The organism is Ensifer sp. Root1252 (genome assembly GCF_001425885.1).
GTDB lineage: Bacteria > Pseudomonadota > Alphaproteobacteria > Rhizobiales > Rhizobiaceae > Ensifer > Ensifer canadensis.
Genome location: NZ_LMDT01000016.1, coordinates 65,301 through 85,311, shown reverse-complemented (window position 1 = coordinate 85,311; position 20,011 = coordinate 65,301). Strand labels below are relative to the sequence as shown.

The following is a 20,011-nucleotide window of genomic DNA, read 5'->3' as shown; positions in this document are numbered from 1 at the left end:
AGCGGTTTACCGAGATGGCGCGGGGTGGAGCAGCCCGGTAGCTCGTCAGGCTCATAACCTGAAGGCCGCAGGTTCAAATCCTGCCCCCGCAACCAAATCAAAAAAAAAGCCCGCAAGACCGAAAGGTCCGCGGGCTTTTTGGCGTTCAGGGGCAAAGAAAACAAAACCGGCTAACCGCCAAGCGCGCCCAGAACAAAGTCCAGGAAAACACGGACCTTCAAGGGCAAATGAATGCGAGACGCGTAAACCGCATACACGTGCGTCAACGGCAAAGGCTCGAACCAGCATCGTCTTGGAAGAGGGCGTCGGTTCTGACGGTTTTGACGGTCGCATCAGGCGCCGTAACATGGCGAGGATCCGGCATAGAGCATTTCTAGGAAAAGTGCGAAGCGGTTTCCGTGAGGAAATGCGTAAAAACAAAGAGATAGAGCGTTTGCGCGGTTCCGTCTAAATCGGAAGCCCCCTGGGATGTCGCTCTGATGAGCCAGGATGCGACCCGGCCTTGAAGGCGTCGGCGGCCACGCACCGGCGGCCGCACAAATCAACTCACTGTAAAATCTTGCACCGCTCAGCCTGTTGGACAGAGAAAACGCGTCAGCAGCAGGTGCAGCATCGGCGCCTCTTCCAGCGGCTTAAAACCCGGATCGACGGCGATGCGCCCGAAGATGCCGTCGATGATCGCTGCAATCCAGCGTGCGCCGCCCTCGGGATCGATGGCGGCATCGATCTGTCCGCGTTCATGCGCCGCTTTGATCACAGTGGCAAGGGCGGTGCGCAGGTCAGCGTCATTCGCCGCCACCAGTTCGCCGATGCGTTCGTCGCGCGTGGCCTCGGCGGCGATCTCCAGCGCCAGGCTGGAAAAGACCGGATCGGCCGCCAGCCGCAGGACAACGTCCATAAAACCCAGAAGGGCGGCAAAAAGATCCGACGCTTCATGGAGTTCACGGAAAAACTCCGCCGTTTCTTGACGTTCGACCTCCACGATCGCGGCGATGATGGCGTGTTTGGTCGGAAAGTAATGGAAGAGATTGCCCGGGCTCATGCCTGCCTCGGCGCAGATTTCCGCAGTCGAAGTGCCGTGGAATCCCTTACGGGCAAAACAGACGATTGCGGCGTCGAGGATGACTTGCCGCCTTGCGGCATGTTTTTCCGGGTCGATCTTGCGCATCGTGCCTGCTCCCAGTGGCCATCATTCTTTAATAGACTGATCGATCTCATATGCGATGCGGGTCTTGCAGAGTCAATAGAAGCGGTCTGGTGCCAAGAGCGCCATGTTCCCGCAATGCTTGCATGCGATCGCCTTACTATTGACGTGTTCAGCTGATGGAATTAATAGATTGACTAATCGAAGAAATAATTCCTTCTGAACGCGATAATCAGGGACCTGTCGACGCGATGCGATCCTCAAGAGGATTGGTCGACATCCATTCCCGTCAGCGAAAGCCAACCAGAATGAGACGTTCCCCAGTTCTGAGCGCAGCAATTGCCACGTTCCTGCTTGCTGCCACTGCAGGCGAGCTGCTTGCCAACGAGGCTGCCGCATCGGTGGGCGCCGATGTCGCAGCCGCAACCCGCACCGTCTCGACGCTTGTGGCCGACAGGCAGCCACAGAAATGGATGCGGTCCTTTGCCGGCATCTTCGTCGCACGCGAAGAAATCGCCGTCGGCACGACGTTGACCGAGCAGCGGATCGCCAAGGTCGAGGTCGAGGTCGGCGATCGAGTGGTCGCCGGCCAGGTTCTTGCCCGACTGGAAACCGAGATGCTGGAAAACCTCCTGCGGGAAGCCGAAGGGCGCGTCGCCCGCACCAGTGCGGCGGTTGCTCAACAGGAAGAGACCGTTCGACAGGAAGAAAAGAAGCTCGACCGTGCACGCCAACTGCGGCACCTGAAAGCCGAGACTTTCCTTGAAGAGCGTGTTTCGGCAGTGGCCATCGCGCACGAGGCGGTCAAAGTCGCCCGCGCCGAGGACGCACAGGCTCAGGCGCTCCAGGCGGAGGCGCGGCGCAAGCTCGAACGCGCCGTGATCGTCGCCCCTTCCACCGGCATCGTTTCCGAGCGCCTTGCCCGCGCCGGTGCATTGGCCGGAACGGAACCGCTGATGCGGCTGATCCGTGACGGCGAAATCGAGCTTGCCGCTGAAATACCGGAAAGCGAGCTGCCCCTGCTTGCTGTCGGTCAGCAGGTGAAGGTCAAGCTTTCCGGACGCACGGACACGATCGAGGGTCATGTCCGGGTGATCAATCCGAAGATCGATAGCGAGACACGACTTGGCACGGCCAAGATTGCGCTCATGACCGACAAGCCGCCCTATGCCGGAACGTTCGGCCGCGCGGAAATCGTTGTTGCGGAACGTCCGGCCATCATGGTCGACGATTCCGCGCTGCTTTACGGCACGCCGGACGGAATGCCCTCAGTGTTCATTGTCGAGGACGGCAAGGTCAAGCGCAAGACCGTCCAGGCCGGGATGCGCCAGAACGGCAAGGTGGAGATCGTGTCGGGGCTAAATACCGGCGAACGCGTTGTTGCCAAGGCCGGCGTCTCTCTTCGTGAGGGTGAGGCCGTTGCCACCAAAGACATTGAACCCGCTCAGGCAGGCGCGCAGAAATGACCAGCAATATATCCGCCTGGGCGATCCGAAAGCCCGTACCGACGCTCGTCCTGTTCGTTGTTCTGACCCTTGTCGGCATCGCCTCGTTCCTGCGTCTGCCCGTCAACGCCAATCCGAGCGTGTCGTTTCCCGTCGTCACCGTGACAATCACCCAGCCGAGCGCCCAGCCGGCGGAAATGGAGACGCAGGTCACGCGGCGCGTCGAGGGGGTGGCCGCCGGCTTGGTCGGCGTCAACCACATTCGCTCGACGGTTACCAACGGTGTCTCGACAACGACGGTCGAGTTCAAGATCGGCACGGACCCTGACCGTGCCGCCAACGACGTGCGCGAAGCGGTCGCCCAGATCCGCTCCGATCTGCCGCAGTCGATCCAGGAACCGGTGGTCTCGCGCCTCGACGTTGATGGCAGCGCCATCATCTACTACACCGTGCGCGCACCCAACATGTCCGCGGTCGAGCTGTCGTGGTTCGTGGACGATACCTTGAACAGCGAGCTTCTGACGCTTCCGGGCGTCCAGAAGGTTCAGCGTCTCGGTGGCGTCAGCCGCGAAGTTCGCGTTTCCTTGGATCCGGAGCGCCTGCTGGCGCTTGGCGTGACGGCCGACCAGGTCAACACCGCGATGCGCGAGCTCAATACCAATGTCCCGAGCGGGCGTGGCGAGATCGGCGGGCGCGAGCAGTCGATCCGAACGATTGGCAGCGCCACCTCCGTCGAGGAGCTTTCGCGCCTGTCGATACCGATTTCGGGCGGCCGTTGGGTCCAGCTTTCGGATGTGGCGAAAATCGAGGACACCTCGTCCGAACCACGCAATTTTGCCCGGCTCGACGGCGAGCCGGTCGTCAGCTTCTCGGTGTCGCGCAGCAAGGGCGCGAGCGACACGGTGGTTGCCGATCGCGTTGCCACGCGGCTTGTGGAAATCCAGGCGCGTACACCCGGCGTCGAGATCAAGGAGTTGATCTCGCTGGTCGAGTACACCAAGGACAGCTACGACGCGGCGGTGACGGCGCTGCTCGAAGGGGCGGCGCTGACCGTCGTGGTCGTGTTCGCGTTCCTGCGCAATTGGCGGGCAACACTGATCTCGGCGCTGGCCATGCCGCTATCGATCCTGCCGACCTTCATGGTCATGGATCTGCTCGGCTTCACCTTGAACAGCATCAGTCTGCTGGCGCTGACGCTCGTCATCGGCATTCTGGTCGATGACGCCATCGTCGAGATCGAGAATATCGAGCGGCATGTGGACATGGGCAAACGGCCGTTCCTTGCCGCGATCGATGCCGCCGATGCGATCGGGCTGGCGGTCGTGGCGACGACGCTGACGATCGTGGCGGTGTTTGCGCCCGTCAGCTTCATCGGCGGCGCCGTCGGACAATATTTCAAGCAGTTCGGCCTGACGGTCGCCATCGCTGTCCTGTTCTCGCTGGCGGTCGCCCGCCTGCTGACGCCGCTGATGGCGGCCTATCTGCTTCGTCCGAAGGCGGGGCATGGCCATGAGGTCAAGCGCTCGCGCATCGCCGATACCTATGTCCGGATGCTCGGCTGGACGCTCGATCATCGCAAGACGGCGCTTTCCATCGTTGCCCTGATCTTCGTCGGTTCGATCGCGCTCCTGACCATGTTGCCGACCGGCTTCATACCGGGGAGCGACAGCAACCTCTCGACCTTGAAGGTCACTCTGCCGCCGGGCACGCGGCTCGAGGAAACGGCGCGTGTTTCGGATGAGCTGACGCGCAAGATCAAAGCGCGGCCGGAGGTCGACAGCGCGCTTGCGACTGCCGACAGCCTCAACCGGGTCGACCTGCTGATCAAGCTTCGTCCGCGCAAGGAGCGTGCGCTCGGCCGCAAGGCGTTCGAGCTTTCTTTGCGGCCGCTGCTTGCGGAGACGCCGGATATCCAGGCGACCTTTGCGTCCGACCAGGGCGCCAAGGATCTGTCGATCTATCTGACCAGTGATGACGCGGAGGCATTGACCCAGGCCGTGCGCCAGCTCGAAAACGAGATGCGGGCGATGCCGGGCCTTGTCAACGTCCAGTCGACCGAGCCCTTGCTGTCGCCTGAGCTGTTGGTGAAGCCTCGCCTCGACGAGGCTGCCCGGCTTGGCGTCTCGGTAACGTCGATCGGCACGGTCGCGCGCATTGCCACGATGGGCGATAGCGAAAGCAATTCGGCACGGTTCAATCTCGGCAACCGGCAGGTGCCAATCCGGGTGATGCTCGACGAAACCGCGCGGGCGGATTTCGACACGTTGCGAAATTTGCGCGTCGGCACCAACTCCGGCAAGCTGGTGCCGCTGACATCGGTGGCTGACATTTCCTTTGGCGCGGAGGAGGGCAGCGTCGAACGCCTCAACCGCAAACGCCTGATGGCGGTGGAGGCCAATCTGAACGGCATCACGCTTGGCACGGCATTCGAGGCAGTTTCAGCCCTGCCGGCCATGACCAAGATGCCGGCGGGGGTTTCGCAGGCCAGTTACGGCGAAGCCGAATACATGTCGGAAATGTTTCGCAATTTCGCGCTTGCTCTGCTTGCCGGCATCCTGATGGTCACCGCGGTGCTCGTGCTCCTATTCAAGGACTTCCTGCAGCCGATCACCATCCTGATTGCCCTGCCGTTGTCGATCGGCGGCGCTGCGCTGGCACTCATCCTGTTTGGGGCGGCGCTCGATCTGTCCTCGACCATCGGTATCCTGATGCTGATGGGCATCGTCTGCAAGAACTCGATCCTGCTGGTCGACCATGCGATCGTCTGCCGCAAGGAAGGGGCGGACCGGCGAACGGCCTTGCTGACGGCGGGCACGACCCGTGCACGGCCGATCATCATGACGACGATCGCCATGGTCGCCGGCATGGTGCCGGCGGCGATCGGCGTTGGTGCGGATGCAGCCTTCCGCGCGCCGATGGCGATCGCCGTGATCGGCGGCTTGATCACATCGACGATGCTGAGCCTCGTCTTCGTGCCGGTGATGTTCACGGTGATGGATGATGTCAGCGTTCGCCTGGGGCGCCGGCTGAAGCGGCTGTCATCGGTAACAGATGAGGACAAGATCGCTGATGCCGCGCGCAAAGGCCGCCCGCTCGCATCTGGCTCTTCCCATTGAGCCGACCGGCCTATTCGAAATAGTTGACGAGCCGCGTTTCGCCGACGGCGTGAACGCGGCAGTCGACGTCGAAGATCGCCTGCAGGCGCGACGGCTCGATCATCTCCTTCGGTGCGCCCTCGAAGGCGAGCTTGCCGTCGCGCATGGCGACGATGCGATCCGAATAGGCGGAGGCGAAGTTGATGTCGTGCAGCACGACGACAACGGTCTTGGCGAAATCGTCGGCCAGGCGCCGCAGCAGCTTCATCGTCTCGACGGCATGTTTCATGTCGAGATTGTTGAGCGGCTCGTCGAACAGCATGTAATCGGTATCCTGGCAGAGCACCATGGCGATGAAGGCGCGCTGGCGCTGGCCGCCCGATAGCTCGTCGAGGAACCGGTGTTCCAGGAAGTGCAGGCCAACATAGGCGATCGAGCGCTCGATATGCTCGACGTCAACCGCCGTCAGGCGACCCTTCGAATAGGGATAGCGGCCGAAGGCGACGAGATCGCGCACACTGAGGCGCGCGGTGATGTGGTTGTCCTGGCGCATGATCGACAGGCGCCGGGCGAGCACGTCGCCGGCGGTCCTGCTGACATCGAGCCCGTCGACCAGAACCTGTCCCTCATCCATTGGTATCAGCCGGCTGACGATCGACAGCAGCGTCGATTTGCCGGCGCCGTTCGGGCCGATGATCGAAGTGAGGCCGCCGGCCGGCAAGGTCATCGAGACCCGGTCGACGACCGCATTGCTGCCATAGGATTTGGTCACGTCGCGGATTTCGATCATCGGGCGGAGCCTCGAACAAGCAGGAAGATGAAGACAAGACCACCGACAAATTCGATGACGATGCTGAGCGCGGTGTTGAAAGCGAACAGCCGCTCCAGGATCACCTGGCCGCCGACGAGCGTGACGATGGCCAGGCACACGGCAATCGGCAGCACGAAGCGATGGCTGGCCGTCGGGGTGATCTGCCAGGCGAGGCTGGCGACCAGAAGACCGAAGAACGTCACCGGGCCGACAAGCGCGGTGGAGACGGAAACGAGAACGGCGATGAGCACGAGCAGGATGGTAAGGGTGCGGTGATGGTCGACACCGAGCCCGATGGCGCTTTCGCGGCCGAGTGACAGCACGTCGAAGGTTGGGAACAGCCGCCAGAGAACGAAGGTAACTGCTGCGACGGCGACGGCGGAAATGCCGAGAAGGTCGGCGTTGACCGTGTTGAAGCTGGCAAACAGCCGGTCCTGTAGCACCACGAATTCGTTGGGATCGAGGATCCGCTGCAGGAAGGACGAAAGGCTGCGAAACAGCCCGCCGAGGATGATGCCGACCAGCATCAGGAGATGCAGGCTGCGGGTGCCTCCGGAAAACAGCGCCCGGAACAGGAGTACGGAAAAACCGACCATCGCCGCGGCTTCGATGATGAACTGAAACCGCGGGTCGACGGCGGTGGCGCCGGCGGCTCCGAGGAAGAACACCATGACCGTCTGCAGCAGCGCATACATCGCATCGAAGCCGATGATCGATGGCGTCAGGATGCGGTTGCCGGAGATCGTCTGGAACAGGATGGTCGAGACGGCGATCGCATAGGCGACGAGAACCATGCCCGCAAGTTTGGTGCCGCGGAAGGAGAGGATGAAGGCCCAGCTTCCCCTGGCACCGAGTGTCATGAAGGCCAGCATCGACAGGAGCGCGAGCATAGCTGTGACGAGCAGCATGCCGGAGGGTGAAACCCTTTTAATGTCAGCCTGCATGGGCGCGCCTCGAAAGCAGCAGATAGAGGAAGACGACGCTGCCGACGACGCCCATGACCGTTCCGACCGGGATCTCGTAGGGCGCAATCACGATGCGGCCGACGATGTCGCAGGCGAGCACCAGCCCGGCCCCGGTTGCGGCGATCAACGGCAGGGTGCGCCTGAGATTGTCGCCGACCAAGAGGCTGATGATGTTCGGCACAATCAGTCCGAGGAACGGCACCATGCCGACGGTGGCAACGACCGTGGCCGTCACCATCGAAACGATGCCAAGGCCGAGCGTCACCACCTTGTTGAAGTCGAGGCCGACATTGCGGGCGATCTCCTCGCCCATGCCGATGACGGTAAAACGGGCAGCGGTGACATAGGCGATCAACGTCAGAACAAGTGCGATCCACAGCAACTCGTAACGACCGCGCAGTACGCCGGAGAAATCGCCTGACATCCACGCCCCCATCGACTGCATCATGTCGTAGCGATAGGCAACGAAGGTGGTGACGGCGCTGATGACGCCGCCGAGCATGATGCCGACCAGTGGCACCATCAGCGCCGAGCGCAACGGGATCTGGCGCAGGATTTTTAGAAACAACGCCGTACCGGCGAGCGCGGTGAGCGCCGCGACGCCCATCTTGGCGGCGACCGGCAGAGTGGGCGCAAAGATCATCGTCAGCAGCATGCCAAGGGCGGCGGATTCGGCGGTGCCTGCGGTCGATGGTTCGACGAAGCGGTTGCGGGCGAGCATCTGCATGATGGTGCCGGCGACGGCGAGACCGGTTCCGGCGAGCATCAGTGCGAGTGTGCGCGGCACCCGGCTTTCGACGATTAACAGCCAGCCGCGACCATCGCTCTCAAGTCCTGAAGCGAGGCTGCCGACGCCGGTCATGACGCTGATGACGGCAAGCACAAAGATGACGGGAACGGCAATCAGAAGTGGTTTCATCGATCGGTCTTTAGGCGCGCCGGCGTTTTGGTGAATGGCTCTTCTTTGTCGACTTGTTGCCGTTCATTCTTCCGTCGCCTCCAAGCAGCTTGGGACAGGTTTTGTTTGCGTCTTTCCCGGCACCGCTAAAAGCTTGCCCCGCCCAGCGCCGGATTGGAGCTGAGCTTCATTCATATATATGACATGGCTAGTCAAGTTTCGTCGCATCCGCTGCGGCAGTTCGCTCGACGTCGCCGATGCCAGCGCAGGCTGGCCTGTGGATCGGTCCAGGACATTTTTGGTGGCGCTCGCACACGTTCATGGGCCGCGGTTTGGCGCACGGCATTTGCAAGGACGGCAAACGGCCTTGTTGCCCTCTTTGGAAAATCGCGCTAGGACGATCGAAAAGATGAGGGAAAAAGTCATGAATATATCTCTGTTTTCTAATGGTCTTCGTAGTGTTGCAGTCGCTGCCGTCCTGGCTCTGGCGCCTGCCGCAAGCGCTGAAACGTTGAAGATCGAGCACAGCAGCGGTACGACGGATGTCGAAAAGAATCCGAAGACCGTGCTGGTTTATGACTTCGGAATGCTGGAAACGCTAGACATGCTCGGCATTCCCGTGGCGGGCGTTCCCGGCTCTGCGATCCCGCCGTCACTCGAAAAATACAAGTCCGACACCTATCCGAAGATCGGCACGCTGTTCGAGCCCGACTACGAGGCGGTCAATGCCGCCGAACCGGATTTGATCATCGTCGGTGGTCGTTCGCAGTCGAAATATGCCGAGCTTGCCAAGCTCGCGCCGACCATCGACCTCACCTCCGACGACAAGGATCTGATCGGCAGCGTCAAGAAGAACGCCGCTATTCTCGGCCTCATCTTCGGCAAGGAAGCGGAGATCAAGGCAGCTTCGGAGAAACTCGACGCCTCGATCGAAAAGCTGCAGGGTGTTGCCAAGGGTGCCGGCACCGGCCTCGTGCTGCTGACGACCGGCGGCAAGATCAGCGCCTATGGCAAGGGTTCGCGGTTCGGCGAAATCCACGACATCTTCGGTGTGGAACCGGCTGATCCGAAGCTGCAGGTCGCGACGCATGGCCAGGCCGTTTCCTACGAATATATCCTCGAGACCAATCCGGACTGGATCTTCGTCGTCGACCGCGACGCGGCGATCGGCCAGGAAGGCCAGCCGGCCGCAGCGCTGCTCGACAACGAGCTGGTGCGCCAGACCAAGGCCTGGAAGAACGAGCGGGTCGTCTATCTCGATTCCGCCAAGCTCTACCTGACGAGTTCGGGCCTGAAGTCCGAGCAGGATATCGTCGATCAGCTCACCGAAGCACTGAGCAAGAAGTAGGCTTGAGGTTCCGATAAGGGCGGTAGGAGCAATCATGGCGCCTTTTCTCTTTCATTGGCCTGCCCACCGACCCCATGCAGTGTGGAGAAGAACATGTTGAAAGCCACGAGCGGTATTACCACCGCGCGCGCGTCGCAATACCTGCAGCAGCTGTCCAAGCATTTCGCCCACAAGACGACGGTCGAATATACCGAGACGGATTCTGTGGCGACGATAGGGGCGAGCACCGCGCGCATGACGGCGCGCGGCGATCAGCTATCTTTCGTCGCGGAATCACCGGATGCCGAGGCGCTGGCGGAATGTAAGGACGTCATCGAACGCCACATCATCCGCTTCGCATTTCGCGAGGAGCTGACGTCGCTCGACTGGTCCGAAACCGCCGAGTGAGCGGTCGGCCACCTCGCAATCGATATATTTAATGCTTGATCCGTGAACCTGTTTCGCCCGGCCTGTTCGATCGCGACTGCAGGTGCGCCGATATGCCTGATGGCAGGGACGGCTGAAGCAGGGGTGGCGCGGTCGGCAGGCGCACGGATGCATCAAGCGCTCGTTTCGGCGACACCAACACTCTCTGCGGCGGCGGGATCGATACCGGCGTTTGCTCCGGTTCGGGAACCTCGTCCTGCTGCGGCGTTTGCAGGGCTGCCTTCAGACGTATGACGGCTTCCTGCGCCTTGAGCTTGCAGCGCACATGATCCGGATCGTCGGAAAGGATATCCTCGAAGCTGCTGAAGATGCTGAGGGCCTCTTCGCCTCGGCCCGTCGCGCAGAGGGCGACGCCGAGCTTGTAGCGCACGAGGCTTACGAGCGGATGGCGGGCCAGCAGGGCCTCGAAGGTCTCGGCCGCTTCAGCGTAGTGCCCTTGCGCCATCTGGCTGTCGCCGAGCCGATGCTGGATCTTGCCAGCGCCCGGCATCGTTGCAAGCAGGCTTCTGTAAAGATATTCGGCCTCGTCGTGCTCGCCCTTGTCGTCGAAAAGCTGGGCGAGGCCGTAGCGAGCCCGGGTGTGTGTCGGCACGGTGTGGATGACCTGCCGGTAGCCGGGTTCCGCCTTGTCCAGTCGCCCCTGGCTGTGCAGTTCCACCGCGCGCTCGTAGACATGTTCGATGCTGCGCGGGTTGAGGCAGTTGCGCAGATTGCGGCCTGATCGCGTTTTGACACGCATGCTGCGAATGCGGCGCTCTTCAACCCCGAAGGAATATTTGTAGGCTTCGTTGCCGCGCAGGAAATCGTAGACCCGATATCCCCAGGCGATCGCATTGCGAATGGCAAAGCCGTGCAGCAGAAGCCCCGGGGAAGGGGTCGTCCACGTCTCGTCGCGGCCGGTGATGCAGAACAGGACGGTCTTCTTCTGCCGGTCGAGCAGATTGGCAAGCACGCCGAGCGGCTGGTCCTGATACCACAGAACGGGAACATCGAGCGCGCCCTGGTTAAAGGCGTCCAGCAGCATCTCACGTGTGAACGTGATTAGCCGATCGACCTTGCTGCCTTTGCGCTCTGCCCATTTGATGCGCCACAGCCGGAACAGCGTGTCGAGGTCTCTTTCGATCGTGTCTTTTGTCGCGTGGGTAATGCGGTAATCGGGTGATGCCTCGACCATCCGCATGAAGCGACGCAGCTTCTGCCGCGTCTGGGCGCTCATATGCGTGGCGAGATAGTCCTCCCAGCTTTCGGGCAGGTTCACATAGGGGCAGATCGTATTGTCGATATTGTCGGGATTGCTGCGCTCGTTGCTGGTCTGGACGAACTGGTCTTCGGGAAAGGCGCCGAGCAGACGATCGAGCCGCGAAGAGGCCGTAGAGAAATAATCGAACGTGAGGGTCGTCCAGTTCTCCTTGCCGATGTGGGCAGAAAAGGTATCGGCCGCAGCATCCTCCAGGCCGGGCCGGCACAGGAAGCCGGTATAGTCGGCGCCATAGTTGCCGGCCATCCGGATCTCGTCGCAGAAAAGCTTGGTCGTGTCGTCCTGGTAGGTCGACACTTTCAATGGCAGGAAGGCGCAATACCGCCCATCGTCTTCCTGCTTGAGGGCAAGAATGAACCAGCGGTGTCGGTGCGACAGATATTTCTGCAGCCACTCCCAGGAAAGAAATAGATGAGCTTCCGGGTCTTCTAGGTAGATAAGATCCCAATCTTCGCGAACTTTCTCAAAATATTCTAAAGTATCAATAATATCTATTTTCATAACGCCCTCTTACGCAACTGAGAAGTATTTTTAGTTTAGCGTATTTCAAGCCAGAATTTCTTCGAAACAACTTTAGCTTATAGTCAATATTTAGCCATTATATACCAAGGATATTATCCGAATGCAGGATGTCGCCTGCCGGCTGTGGCAATCTCGTCTAGATCGAACGCTCGTCGAAGTTCGGCCGTGAGCGAATGAAGGCCCAGAGGCTCTTGCTGATTTCGGTGATCTCCTGGATGGCGGCTTCGAGCCGCTCCAGTTCCCGGGCGTCCAGTTGCTCGACCTTGCCGTAGCGAATGTCCTTGTCGCCCTCGACCAGGCGCATCAGCTGTGTACTGGAGATCTCGCCCTGCTCGTCGAAGGAATAGATGCAGTGATTGTATTTGTTGCGCATCTTCGACTGCTGTTTCAGCCGGTCCATGATCGAAAGAACGCTGTCGCGCGTGTCGACCGGCGTGACCGGCAGCTTGGCCAGGCGCTCGGTCAGATCGATGCGGGCGCGCGTCGTGTTCAAGGTCAGAAAGACCACGATCGCCCGCTCCTTGTCGACATTCAACAGGTGGGCGATGATATAGATCAGCAGGCTTTCGGTATTGGTCCAGACATAGTTGAGGCGGCCGACAAGCAGAAGCACCTCGTGTATCGCTGCCATCGAACGTCTCCTCTGTGCGCCATCGATGACGCGCTGCCATTGCCGGCGCAAACCATTTTGACGGAAATGACCGAGCCTTCAAGGCGTTGGCAGATTGCTGGTGAAACAGCGAAAGCTGCCGCCCCATTCTGCTTAGCCCCTTCGTCATCCCCACCCCCCGTACTTCGCCTCAGGTTTCCTTGAAGGCGCGTGACATGCTGTCGGTGATCGGCTTTGTCAGATACTCGAAGAACGTGCGCTCCGACGTCGTGATCAACACTTCCGCCGGCATGCCCGGCACCGGATGGAAGCCGTGGATGCGGTGGATCTCGCTGACGGGAACCTCGACGCGGACGATATAGACATCGCGCTGCTGGCCGCCGCTCACTTCTTCAACCGAGTCCGCCGAGACGTAGAAGACCTTGCCGCTCAGCACCGGAGTCGTGCGGCGGTTGAGCGCCGAGAGACGGATGGTCGCATCCTCGCCCACCCGCAACTGATCGATCGAGGTTCGCAGCACCTGCGCTTCGATGATCAGCGGCACATTGGCCGGCAGGATTTCCATGATCGGCTTGCCGGTCGCGATCACCCCTCCGGCGGTATGGAAATAGCTGCGCACCACTGTGCCGTCGACGGGCGAACGGATGGTGGCGCGGCCGAGAACTTCGCTTGCCTCGCGCAACTGCTCGCGCACGCCATCGAGATCGGCTTCTGCGGCCTCAAGCCCATCGAGCGCCGCCTGCTTGTTGGCGTTGACGGCAATGACCGCCTCCTGGCGATAGCGGTCGATCTGCGACAGGCTCTCCTTGACCTCGGCGTCGAGCCTGCCGATCTCGCCCATCGCATCGGCCGCGGCGCGGTCGAGCGCCATCAGTTCGGATTTCTTGGTCAGTCCACCTTGGACAAGCTTGCTCTTGGCGTCCCGCTCCTCGTTGAGGATATCCAGCTGCTTGTTGAACGATTCCTGCTGGCGCTGGTAGCCCTGGGCTCGGAACTCCAGCGACCTGATGTTCTGGTCGATGAGGTTCAGCTGGTCGTCGAGCTTGATCTTCTTGCTGTGAAAATTGACGTTCTGGCTCTCGATGATCGCGTGGATATCCGGATCGCTGGCCTCGTTCTTGACGATGTCGGGGATCTTGAATGTATCGCTGCCCATGGCTTCGGCACGCAGCCGTGCGACCACCGCCTCGAGACGCAGGCGTTTGAGGTTGAGGGCGCGCTCGTTGGCGCGCGACGGCGTCTGGTCGAGCTTGACCAGGATATCGCCGGTCTTGACCTTGTCGCCTTCGGCCACCAGCATCTGCTCGATGATGCCGCCTTCGAGGTGCTGAATGATCTTGTTGTTGCCGTTGGCGACGAAACTGCCCTGGGCGATAATTGCCGCTGCCAGAGGGGCTGCGAAGGCCCAGTAGCCGAAGCCGCCGAATGAAGCGACGATCAACGCGAGGCCGACCATGCTGTGCAGCTTGATCGATCGCGGCACCTCCGAGTACCACTCGACGGCATGTTCTTCGGCGGCATTCTTCTTCTCGCGGCTCATGGTCATTCTCCGGCGATACGGGGTGCGGACTTTTCGTCCTTCGGCTTGGCGCCGATGGCTGCAAGCACGTCATTGCGCGCACCGAACATGGCAACGGTTCCCTCGTTCAGAAGCATGATCTTGTCGACGCATTGCAGCAAGGAGGGACGCTGGGTGATGGTCACGGTGGTGATGCCCTGCTTCTTGGCATGCACCAGTGCGCGGGCAAGCGCTGCCTCACCATTGGTGTCGAGATTGGAATTGGGCTCGTCCAGCACCACGAATTTTGGGTTGCCGAAGAAGGCGCGTGCCAGCGCAATGCGTTGCTTCTGGCCCCCCGAGAGCGGCGCACCGTCCGCAGCGACGATCGTCTCGTAGCCCTGCGGGAACGACGCGATCAACTCGTGCACGTCGGCGAGTACGGCCGCTTCGAAGATCGCGCTGTCTTCGACATCGTCGCGCATGCGCGAGATGTTGGCCTTGATCGTGCCGGGAAACAGCTGCACGTCCTGCGGCAGATAGCCGATGCTTTCGCCGAACTGCCGCTGGTCCCAGTTTCTCAAATCCATGAGATCGAGGCGGACATTGCCTGAGGTCGGCACGATCGAACCGACGAGCATCTTGCCGAGCGTCGTCTTGCCGGAGCCGGAATTACCGATAACCGCAAGCGACTCCCCCTTGTTGAGCGAGAAGGAGATGCCGTTGAGGATCACGCGCTTCTGCGGCGGCGGCACGAAGAGGATGCGTTCGACATCGAGCCGGCCCTCCGGGTTCGGCAGTCGCAGGCGCGGAAAGTTCAAGGGCGAGTTGACCAGCAACTGCTTGATCCGGCCATAGGCGGCACGTGAATGATTGAGCTGGTTCCAACCCTCGATTGCCCCTTCGACCGGCGCAAGCGCCCGCCCCGAGATGATCGAGGCAGCAATGACCATGCCGCCGGTGAGGTGCCCGTCCATCGACAGATGCGCGCCCCAGCCAAGCAGGGCGACCTGGGTGAACATGCGCACCGCCTTTGATGCCCCGGTAAAGATGATGCTGCGGTCCTGGGCATAGACTTGCGATTTCAGCGAACCGGCAGTCTCGCGGCCCCACATCTTTACTGCTTCCGGGATCATCGCCAGTGCGTTGATGATCTGTGAGTTGCGCGACATCGAATCCAGGTGGAAATTGGCGCGGCTGAGGAAGGCGTTGGCCTCGCTGAAGGGCTGCGACGTCGCCTTCTGATTGAGATACGCGATCACGAACAGCACCACGCAGCACATGATGACGATCAACCCGAGCTGCGGCTGGATCATATAGACGACCACCACGAAGAACGGCATCAGCGGCGCGTCGAGGAACGAGATCAGGGTGCCGGAGACGATGAAGGAGCGCAGTTGCTGGAGGTCGCTCAACACCTGATAGTCGCGACCGTTGCCGTGCAGTGACGCTCTCGCGGCCGCACTCAAGATAGGCGCGCCGAGCTGGACCTCCATTTCGACGGCAGTGCGCATCAGGATGAAGCGGCGGATGGAATCGAGGATGACCTGCAGGACGATGGCACCGAGCACGGCGATCGTCAGCATCACCAGCGTATCCTGCGAGCGGCTGGTCAGCACCCGATCGGAGATCTGGAAGAGGTAGATCGGAATGGCAAGGACCAGAACGTTGATCGCGATGGTAAACGCGATGACGATCATCATGTTGCGGCGGACGACGGCCATACCGTTGCGCAGGCTGGCGGCAAAATTGACCGGTCCCATGCGCTTGTGGAAGGTGTGCTTGTCGCCACCACCACCACCGCCGCCATCGGTCGGGGCGCCGCCGCCGTCGCGGACGGCCGGACGGCGGTCATTCTCTTTCAGCGGGCCTGGATCGTTGTCGATCGTCTGCGGGAGAGCGCGACCCGGTCGGCCCTTCAATTCATCGGCCGGGTCGCTGTCGTTGCCACGACGATGTGCTTGCTGCTGCGCAGTCGAGCTGTTTTCCGGCAGTTCCGCCGGCGCCGCCTTTGCGATCGGCATCTCGGCGATTGCCGCGACGACCGGCGCTGCCTGACGCTCAACTTCCTCCAGCGGTGCGCTTTCGCGGTCTTGCCACCGGGCGCCGTCGCGCCTTGGGCCGAAGTGATAACTGGCCTGCTTCTTCTCGGTATGGCGGATGGGGTTTGCCATCGAGCGGGCGAGGGCGAGAAACTCTGCGTCGGAATCGTCTTGGTCGCGGGGGGCGGGGGCATCGGCGAGTTTCGCGGGTTCCGACATCGCTTTCGGTGCCGGCGCGTGCCCTTTCCGTGTCGTGCGGATATCCAGGCCGACCTTTCGCAGGCCTTCAACGGCCTCGTTGATCGCGGCGATGCATCGGTTGGTCAACGCTGCTTCGAGTTCGTCGACGACCTCCGGAGCCGGCTCTTCCCGTGCAGGCGCCTTGCTGCCGCTGCCACGCCACTTAGAAAGATCGTTCATGCCTTCCCCCGTTCGTGTTCTTGTTAGGTCAGCACCGTGTGCATGACGTCGTTCCATTGGCCGTTGGACCAGGACAAGTCATTGCCGGCGTCGATCACTGTTTCGGTCGGATGTGACGGTGCGTCGTCGTCGCCGATGAAGGCGATGACTTCGTTGGCGAGCCGGTCGCCCTTGGGCGTCACGTCATGGGTATCGGTGTCGTGGTCGACAAGGCCGGCCTGGATCAGGATCGCATCGGAATAGACCTGGCCGCCGACATAGGTCGTGTGGCCGAAACTGTCGTAGTCGATGATCTGAGCGCTGTTGACGACGGCGTTTGCACCAGTGTGGATGGTAATGTCAGCATCCGGATTGTCGCTGAGGATCTTGCTGGCGACGTAACTGACGGAATCGGCGTCGCCGAGAATGCTGATCTGCTTGATGACATTGACGTCATACAGGTTGCCGGTGATGTAAAGAATGTTCAGGCCTTCATAGCCCTGGAAATTGAGGTCATGCGAAAAGCCTGAGGGCAGTTCGTCAATGCGGTCGTTGATGTTGTCGACGGCCTTCTGGATATAGTCCGGGATCGCTTCGAAGCGGTCATTCGCGCCGATGTTCTGGATCGACGCCTGGTTCCAGATCAGGTTGCCGCTCTCGTTTACGGTCATGCCGTTGCCGGCGGCAATGCCACTGATGTGGTCGTTGTCGTAGAAGACGGCGACCTGGGTGATCATGTTGAGGTCCAGGACCTTGCCGCCGACGATCACCAGGTCGTACTGGTCGCCCAAACCGAGGAAGGAAGCGAGGTTGACCGCCACGTTGCCACCGGTCAGGGCCGTTGTCTGGACGCCGGTGGTGGTCACGGTCACCGTGTCGTTGTCGTTTACGAAGTTGTACTGCTCGACCCAATGGACGAAGGAAACGTCGCCCTCCACCATGCTGACGCGCCAGGCGTTCGGGAAGATCGACGATTGAGCCGTATCGCCGTCCTGCTCGGAAGACGATGAATGATAGGCATCACGGCCGAAATTGGCGATGTTCATCGCAACCGTGCGTGACGTAGATTCGGCCGAGTTTTCACTCAGAACCCTATCCAGCCTGTCACTGTCGGCATAGGCGTAGGATTGCGAGATGATGTCGATCTGATGGTATCCGCCCATCACCGCCGTTACGGGGGCGATGACGCCGGTCTCGACGATGCTGACGATATTGGCGACGATGTTGGCGCCGGCTTCGACGTAAACGGAATTGCCGCTCTTGTCGTCTTCCTCCTGCAGCGGGCCGTCGGTGCCTTCCGGATCGGCAACCGGTTGCGCCAGTCCACGATCAGGCATGAAGTCCGCAAGAACCGGGGCTTCGTCGACGCGGCAGCCGTTGACGTAGACGCCCTCGATGCTGTCGGCGGCCAAGGCGAAATTGCCGTTGTCATCCCTTGGCAATTCGTCCGGAGAGACGGTCGTGGGAAGGTCGATTTCGTCGTCGAGCGGATCCGTAGTGGCGGGTTGCTCGGTGAGTACAATGGTTGTGCCAGCATCGGCGCCTGCGTTGAGGGCGGGCTCGCTGCTTGAGGCTGGCGGTTCCGGCAGTCGGTTTGCCGCGGCGTAGTCCGACAGATCGTCGGCGATTTTCGAGAGACCTTCAAAGGTGTCGACGCGGGTGTAGTGCGCGAATGGAGTGGCTTCGGCTGCCTCGGCGCTGAATTCGGCAAGTTTGTAGCTGACGTAGGTCGTGTCGCGCGGGGCGACCTCGGAATCCGTCATGTTCAGGGCGTCGTCGTCGCGCACCATATTGGCCTGGACCACATGGGCGATGACCGAGCCGGGGCCGTCGTGGACAATCAACTTGTCTTCGACAGGTGCCCCGTCGGGTTGGCCGAGGTTGGCGAACAGCTTCACCGGTACGGTATTGCCGTATTGGGCGACAGCATCGGCAAAATGATCGCCGAAGCCGCGGATCCGGCCGAACAGGTCCACATCGGCAATGTCATGGGAGGGCGCTCGATAAAGCACTTCAGGATCATAGTCGACCAGCTGGTATGAGGATGTAAAGTCGGACGGCTTTGCTTCGCCGTCTTCGAGCTGCTGCGCAACTTCCTTCAGATCACCGCCTTCGAGCTGCTTCTGCCTCAGCCGTGCTTCATCGGTATCGGCTTCGAACAGGCCGATGAAATGTGCAATGATTTCATTCACTCTTTCCGTATGCATTGTCCCGATCCTTCCCTTTTTTCCGCATCAAAGGGAGACTTCGGTGGGCCTAGACAGGAATGCCCCGGTAAAAAAGAAACGAACCGATCCGAAATCAAATCTGCGCGACTGCACCGGCCGCGCGGGGGGCCGGTGCAGTCTTCTCTTGTGAAACGGATCGATCAGCTGTCGGTGTCGTGACCGACATCCGTAGTGTGCGAATTGCCACCGATGACGCTGGAGTCGACGGTGTTGCTGACAAGGTTCGCGCCCTGGACGATTTCCTGATGGAAGCCGGAATTTGCCAGGATCGCCGACGAGTCGGAGGTCGTGCTGCCGTTGATGCCGTCACCGGCCTTGAGGTCCCAATCCGACTTGGTGTCGAAGTTCAGACCATCGCCGCCATCCGAGTGCCCGCCGTCGGCGCGCAGGTCGTTGTTGGCGTCCGAGTTGTTCATCCTGACGTCGTAGGCCTGGTCCTGATCGGCAAGGTTGTTGGCCTGTACCACGCTGAAACCGCTATCGTTGCCGGCGCCTTCGAGCGAGTTGTTGAGGATGTGGTCGACGTTCAGATTAAACGAGAAGTCGTCGCCGAGATTGAAGGTGAGGTCCCCACCGGCGATGCCGAGATTGTCGAAGTCCTTGACGTCCTTCAGCGTTGCAAAGTCGTCGTCCGATTTGGTGATGATGTCGTTGTCGGATGACGAGTAGTTGTTGCGATTGTCGCCGTTGTCGTTGGCTTCCGTCTTGATGTCGGTATCGATGTCTGTCTTGGTGGTAACCTTGCTGTCATAATCCCATTCATAGGAATTGTCGCGGTTGTCACCGTTGGCCTTCTGGTCGATATCTGTTTCGACCCTGCTGTTGTCCTTGTAATCGTAGTCGTAATTGTAGTCGGTCGAGCTGTCGGAGTAGTTGTTGCGGTTGTCGCCGTTTTCATTGGCCTCGGTCTTGATGTCGGTGTCGACATCCGTCTTGATGTGGGTGTCGTTGTCCTGCGAACTGTCGCTGTAGTTATTGCGGTCATTGCCGTTGGCGATGCCAACGTTGCTCGTTGACCCGTCGTCAACGTTCAGATCATTGGCAGCACTGGTTGCCAGTCCATCGGCGAGAGCGCCGACTTTCAGATCATCATCGGCCTTGATGCTATCGTCGAGAAGTGCGGACATGTGGTTCTCCTCCTGAGAAGGAGCCAGCACCGAAACCCCTACATCTTTATGAGGTTTTTATCCGGAGCTGGCTCTTTTTTGAATTTCAGATGATGCTCCCGCGGGATATTCATCTGTGGGGTCTCAATATATTTCAATGTTGTTTTAAGTATCGAATTGCGGCAGGTTAGTTCCTGCACTCAATCATTACGTGTG

Annotated in this window: 14 protein-coding genes and 1 tRNA gene; 5 read left to right on the top strand and 10 right to left on the bottom strand. The window is 60.6% G+C overall.

Features of this window, described 5'->3' with window-relative positions:
* Window positions 1-18: 18 nt before the first annotated feature.
* Window positions 19-95: transfer RNA gene (locus ASD02_RS18610), tRNA-Met, on the top strand.
* A gap of 473 nt (window positions 96-568) precedes the next feature.
* Here the strand turns inward: ASD02_RS18610 and ASD02_RS18605 are convergent.
* On the bottom strand, window positions 569-1,168 hold the full coding sequence (locus tag ASD02_RS18605) for a TetR/AcrR family transcriptional regulator (RefSeq protein WP_025424976.1): 600 nt from the start codon (window positions 1,166-1,168) through the stop codon (window positions 569-571).
* Between the two features lie 284 nt (window positions 1,169-1,452).
* Here ASD02_RS18605 and ASD02_RS18600 point away from each other — a divergent pair, with 284 nt between their 5' ends.
* On the top strand, window positions 1,453-2,610 hold the full coding sequence (locus ASD02_RS18600; protein ID WP_025424975.1) for an efflux RND transporter periplasmic adaptor subunit: 1,158 nt from the start codon (window positions 1,453-1,455) through the stop codon (window positions 2,608-2,610).
* Window positions 2,607-5,705: an efflux RND transporter permease subunit gene (locus ASD02_RS18595; RefSeq protein ID WP_057221598.1), complete on the top strand. Its 3,099-nt coding sequence runs from the start codon at window positions 2,607-2,609 to the stop codon at window positions 5,703-5,705. The genes ASD02_RS18600 and ASD02_RS18595 overlap by 4 nt, the downstream gene beginning before the upstream one ends.
* A gap of 10 nt (window positions 5,706-5,715) precedes the next feature.
* On the opposite strand, the gene ASD02_RS18590 is transcribed toward ASD02_RS18595, so the two are convergent.
* Genes ASD02_RS18590 through ASD02_RS18580 form a run of 3 tightly spaced genes read right to left on the bottom strand, consistent with a single transcriptional unit; the run spans window position 5,716 to window position 8,379 of the window.
* Entirely contained in the window at window positions 5,716-6,474 is a 759-nt protein-coding gene (locus tag ASD02_RS18590; protein ID WP_025424973.1) for an ATP-binding cassette domain-containing protein, read from the bottom strand.
* Window positions 6,471-7,439: an iron chelate uptake ABC transporter family permease subunit gene (locus ASD02_RS18585; protein WP_025424972.1), complete on the bottom strand. Its 969-nt coding sequence runs from the start codon at window positions 7,437-7,439 to the stop codon at window positions 6,471-6,473. The genes ASD02_RS18590 and ASD02_RS18585 overlap by 4 nt, the downstream gene beginning before the upstream one ends.
* A complete protein-coding gene (locus ASD02_RS18580; RefSeq protein WP_025424971.1) occupies window positions 7,429-8,379 on the bottom strand; it encodes an iron chelate uptake ABC transporter family permease subunit in 951 nt (316 codons plus the stop codon). The genes ASD02_RS18585 and ASD02_RS18580 overlap by 11 nt, the downstream gene beginning before the upstream one ends.
* A 403-nt stretch (window positions 8,380-8,782) precedes the next feature.
* Between ASD02_RS18580 and ASD02_RS18575 the strand changes: the two genes are divergently transcribed.
* Window positions 8,783-9,706: a siderophore ABC transporter substrate-binding protein gene (locus ASD02_RS18575; protein WP_025424970.1), complete on the top strand. Its 924-nt coding sequence runs from the start codon at window positions 8,783-8,785 to the stop codon at window positions 9,704-9,706.
* A gap of 93 nt (window positions 9,707-9,799) precedes the next feature.
* A complete protein-coding gene (locus ASD02_RS18570; protein ID WP_057221597.1) occupies window positions 9,800-10,093 on the top strand; it encodes a DUF2218 domain-containing protein in 294 nt (97 codons plus the stop codon).
* Between the two features lie 28 nt (window positions 10,094-10,121).
* Here ASD02_RS18570 and ASD02_RS18565 read toward each other — a convergent pair whose 3' ends face one another.
* The 6 genes from ASD02_RS18565 to ASD02_RS18540 all read right to left on the bottom strand — a co-directional run bounded on the left by ASD02_RS18565 (window position 10,122) and on the right by ASD02_RS18540 (window position 19,816).
* The gene (locus ASD02_RS18565; protein WP_082555565.1) at window positions 10,122-11,891 is read right to left on the bottom strand and encodes a GNAT family N-acetyltransferase; all 1,770 of its coding nucleotides are present in this window, start codon (window positions 11,889-11,891) and stop codon (window positions 10,122-10,124) included.
* Between the two features lie 157 nt (window positions 11,892-12,048).
* On the bottom strand, window positions 12,049-12,543 hold the full coding sequence (locus ASD02_RS18560) for a hypothetical protein (protein WP_025424967.1): 495 nt from the start codon (window positions 12,541-12,543) through the stop codon (window positions 12,049-12,051).
* Between the two features lie 169 nt (window positions 12,544-12,712).
* Complete coding sequence (locus ASD02_RS18555) at window positions 12,713-14,062, bottom strand: HlyD family type I secretion periplasmic adaptor subunit (RefSeq protein WP_025424966.1); 1,350 nt, start codon at window positions 14,060-14,062, stop codon at window positions 12,713-12,715.
* A 2-nt stretch (window positions 14,063-14,064) separates the two neighbouring features.
* Entirely contained in the window at window positions 14,065-16,281 is a 2,217-nt protein-coding gene (locus ASD02_RS18550) for a type I secretion system permease/ATPase (protein WP_162174740.1), read from the bottom strand.
* Between the two features lie 224 nt (window positions 16,282-16,505).
* On the bottom strand, window positions 16,506-18,668 hold the full coding sequence (locus ASD02_RS18545; RefSeq protein WP_025424964.1) for a hypothetical protein: 2,163 nt from the start codon (window positions 18,666-18,668) through the stop codon (window positions 16,506-16,508).
* Between the two features lie 161 nt (window positions 18,669-18,829).
* Window positions 18,830-19,816, bottom strand: coding sequence for a hypothetical protein (locus ASD02_RS18540; protein WP_057221595.1), 987 nt, complete (start codon window positions 19,814-19,816; stop codon window positions 18,830-18,832).
* Window positions 19,817-20,011: the final 195 nt, after the last annotated feature.

Bases quoted from the DNA above. Each gene is read 5' to 3' on its own strand.
- ASD02_RS18605 (WP_025424976.1), bottom strand. From the start codon at position 1,168: ATGCGCAAGATCGACCCGGAAAAACATGCCGCAAGGCGGCAAGTCATC.
- ASD02_RS18600 (WP_025424975.1), top strand. From the start codon at position 1,453: ATGAGACGTTCCCCAGTTCTGAGCGCAGCAATTGCCACGTTCCTGCTT.
- ASD02_RS18595 (WP_057221598.1), top strand. From the start codon at position 2,607: ATGACCAGCAATATATCCGCCTGGGCGATCCGAAAGCCCGTACCGACG.
- ASD02_RS18590 (WP_025424973.1), bottom strand. From the start codon at position 6,474: ATGATCGAAATCCGCGACGTGACCAAATCCTATGGCAGCAATGCGGTC.
- ASD02_RS18585 (WP_025424972.1), bottom strand. From the start codon at position 7,439: ATGCAGGCTGACATTAAAAGGGTTTCACCCTCCGGCATGCTGCTCGTC.
- ASD02_RS18580 (WP_025424971.1), bottom strand. From the start codon at position 8,379: ATGAAACCACTTCTGATTGCCGTTCCCGTCATCTTTGTGCTTGCCGTC.
- ASD02_RS18575 (WP_025424970.1), top strand. From the start codon at position 8,783: ATGAATATATCTCTGTTTTCTAATGGTCTTCGTAGTGTTGCAGTCGCT.
- ASD02_RS18570 (WP_057221597.1), top strand. From the start codon at position 9,800: ATGTTGAAAGCCACGAGCGGTATTACCACCGCGCGCGCGTCGCAATAC.
- ASD02_RS18565 (WP_082555565.1), bottom strand. From the start codon at position 11,891: ATGAAAATAGATATTATTGATACTTTAGAATATTTTGAGAAAGTTCGC.
- ASD02_RS18560 (WP_025424967.1), bottom strand. From the start codon at position 12,543: ATGGCAGCGATACACGAGGTGCTTCTGCTTGTCGGCCGCCTCAACTAT.
- ASD02_RS18555 (WP_025424966.1), bottom strand. From the start codon at position 14,062: ATGAGCCGCGAGAAGAAGAATGCCGCCGAAGAACATGCCGTCGAGTGG.
- ASD02_RS18550 (WP_162174740.1), bottom strand. From the start codon at position 16,281: ATGTCGGAACCCGCGAAACTCGCCGATGCCCCCGCCCCCCGCGACCAA.
- ASD02_RS18545 (WP_025424964.1), bottom strand. From the start codon at position 18,668: ATGCATACGGAAAGAGTGAATGAAATCATTGCACATTTCATCGGCCTG.
- ASD02_RS18540 (WP_057221595.1), bottom strand. From the start codon at position 19,816: ATGTCCGCACTTCTCGACGATAGCATCAAGGCCGATGATGATCTGAAA.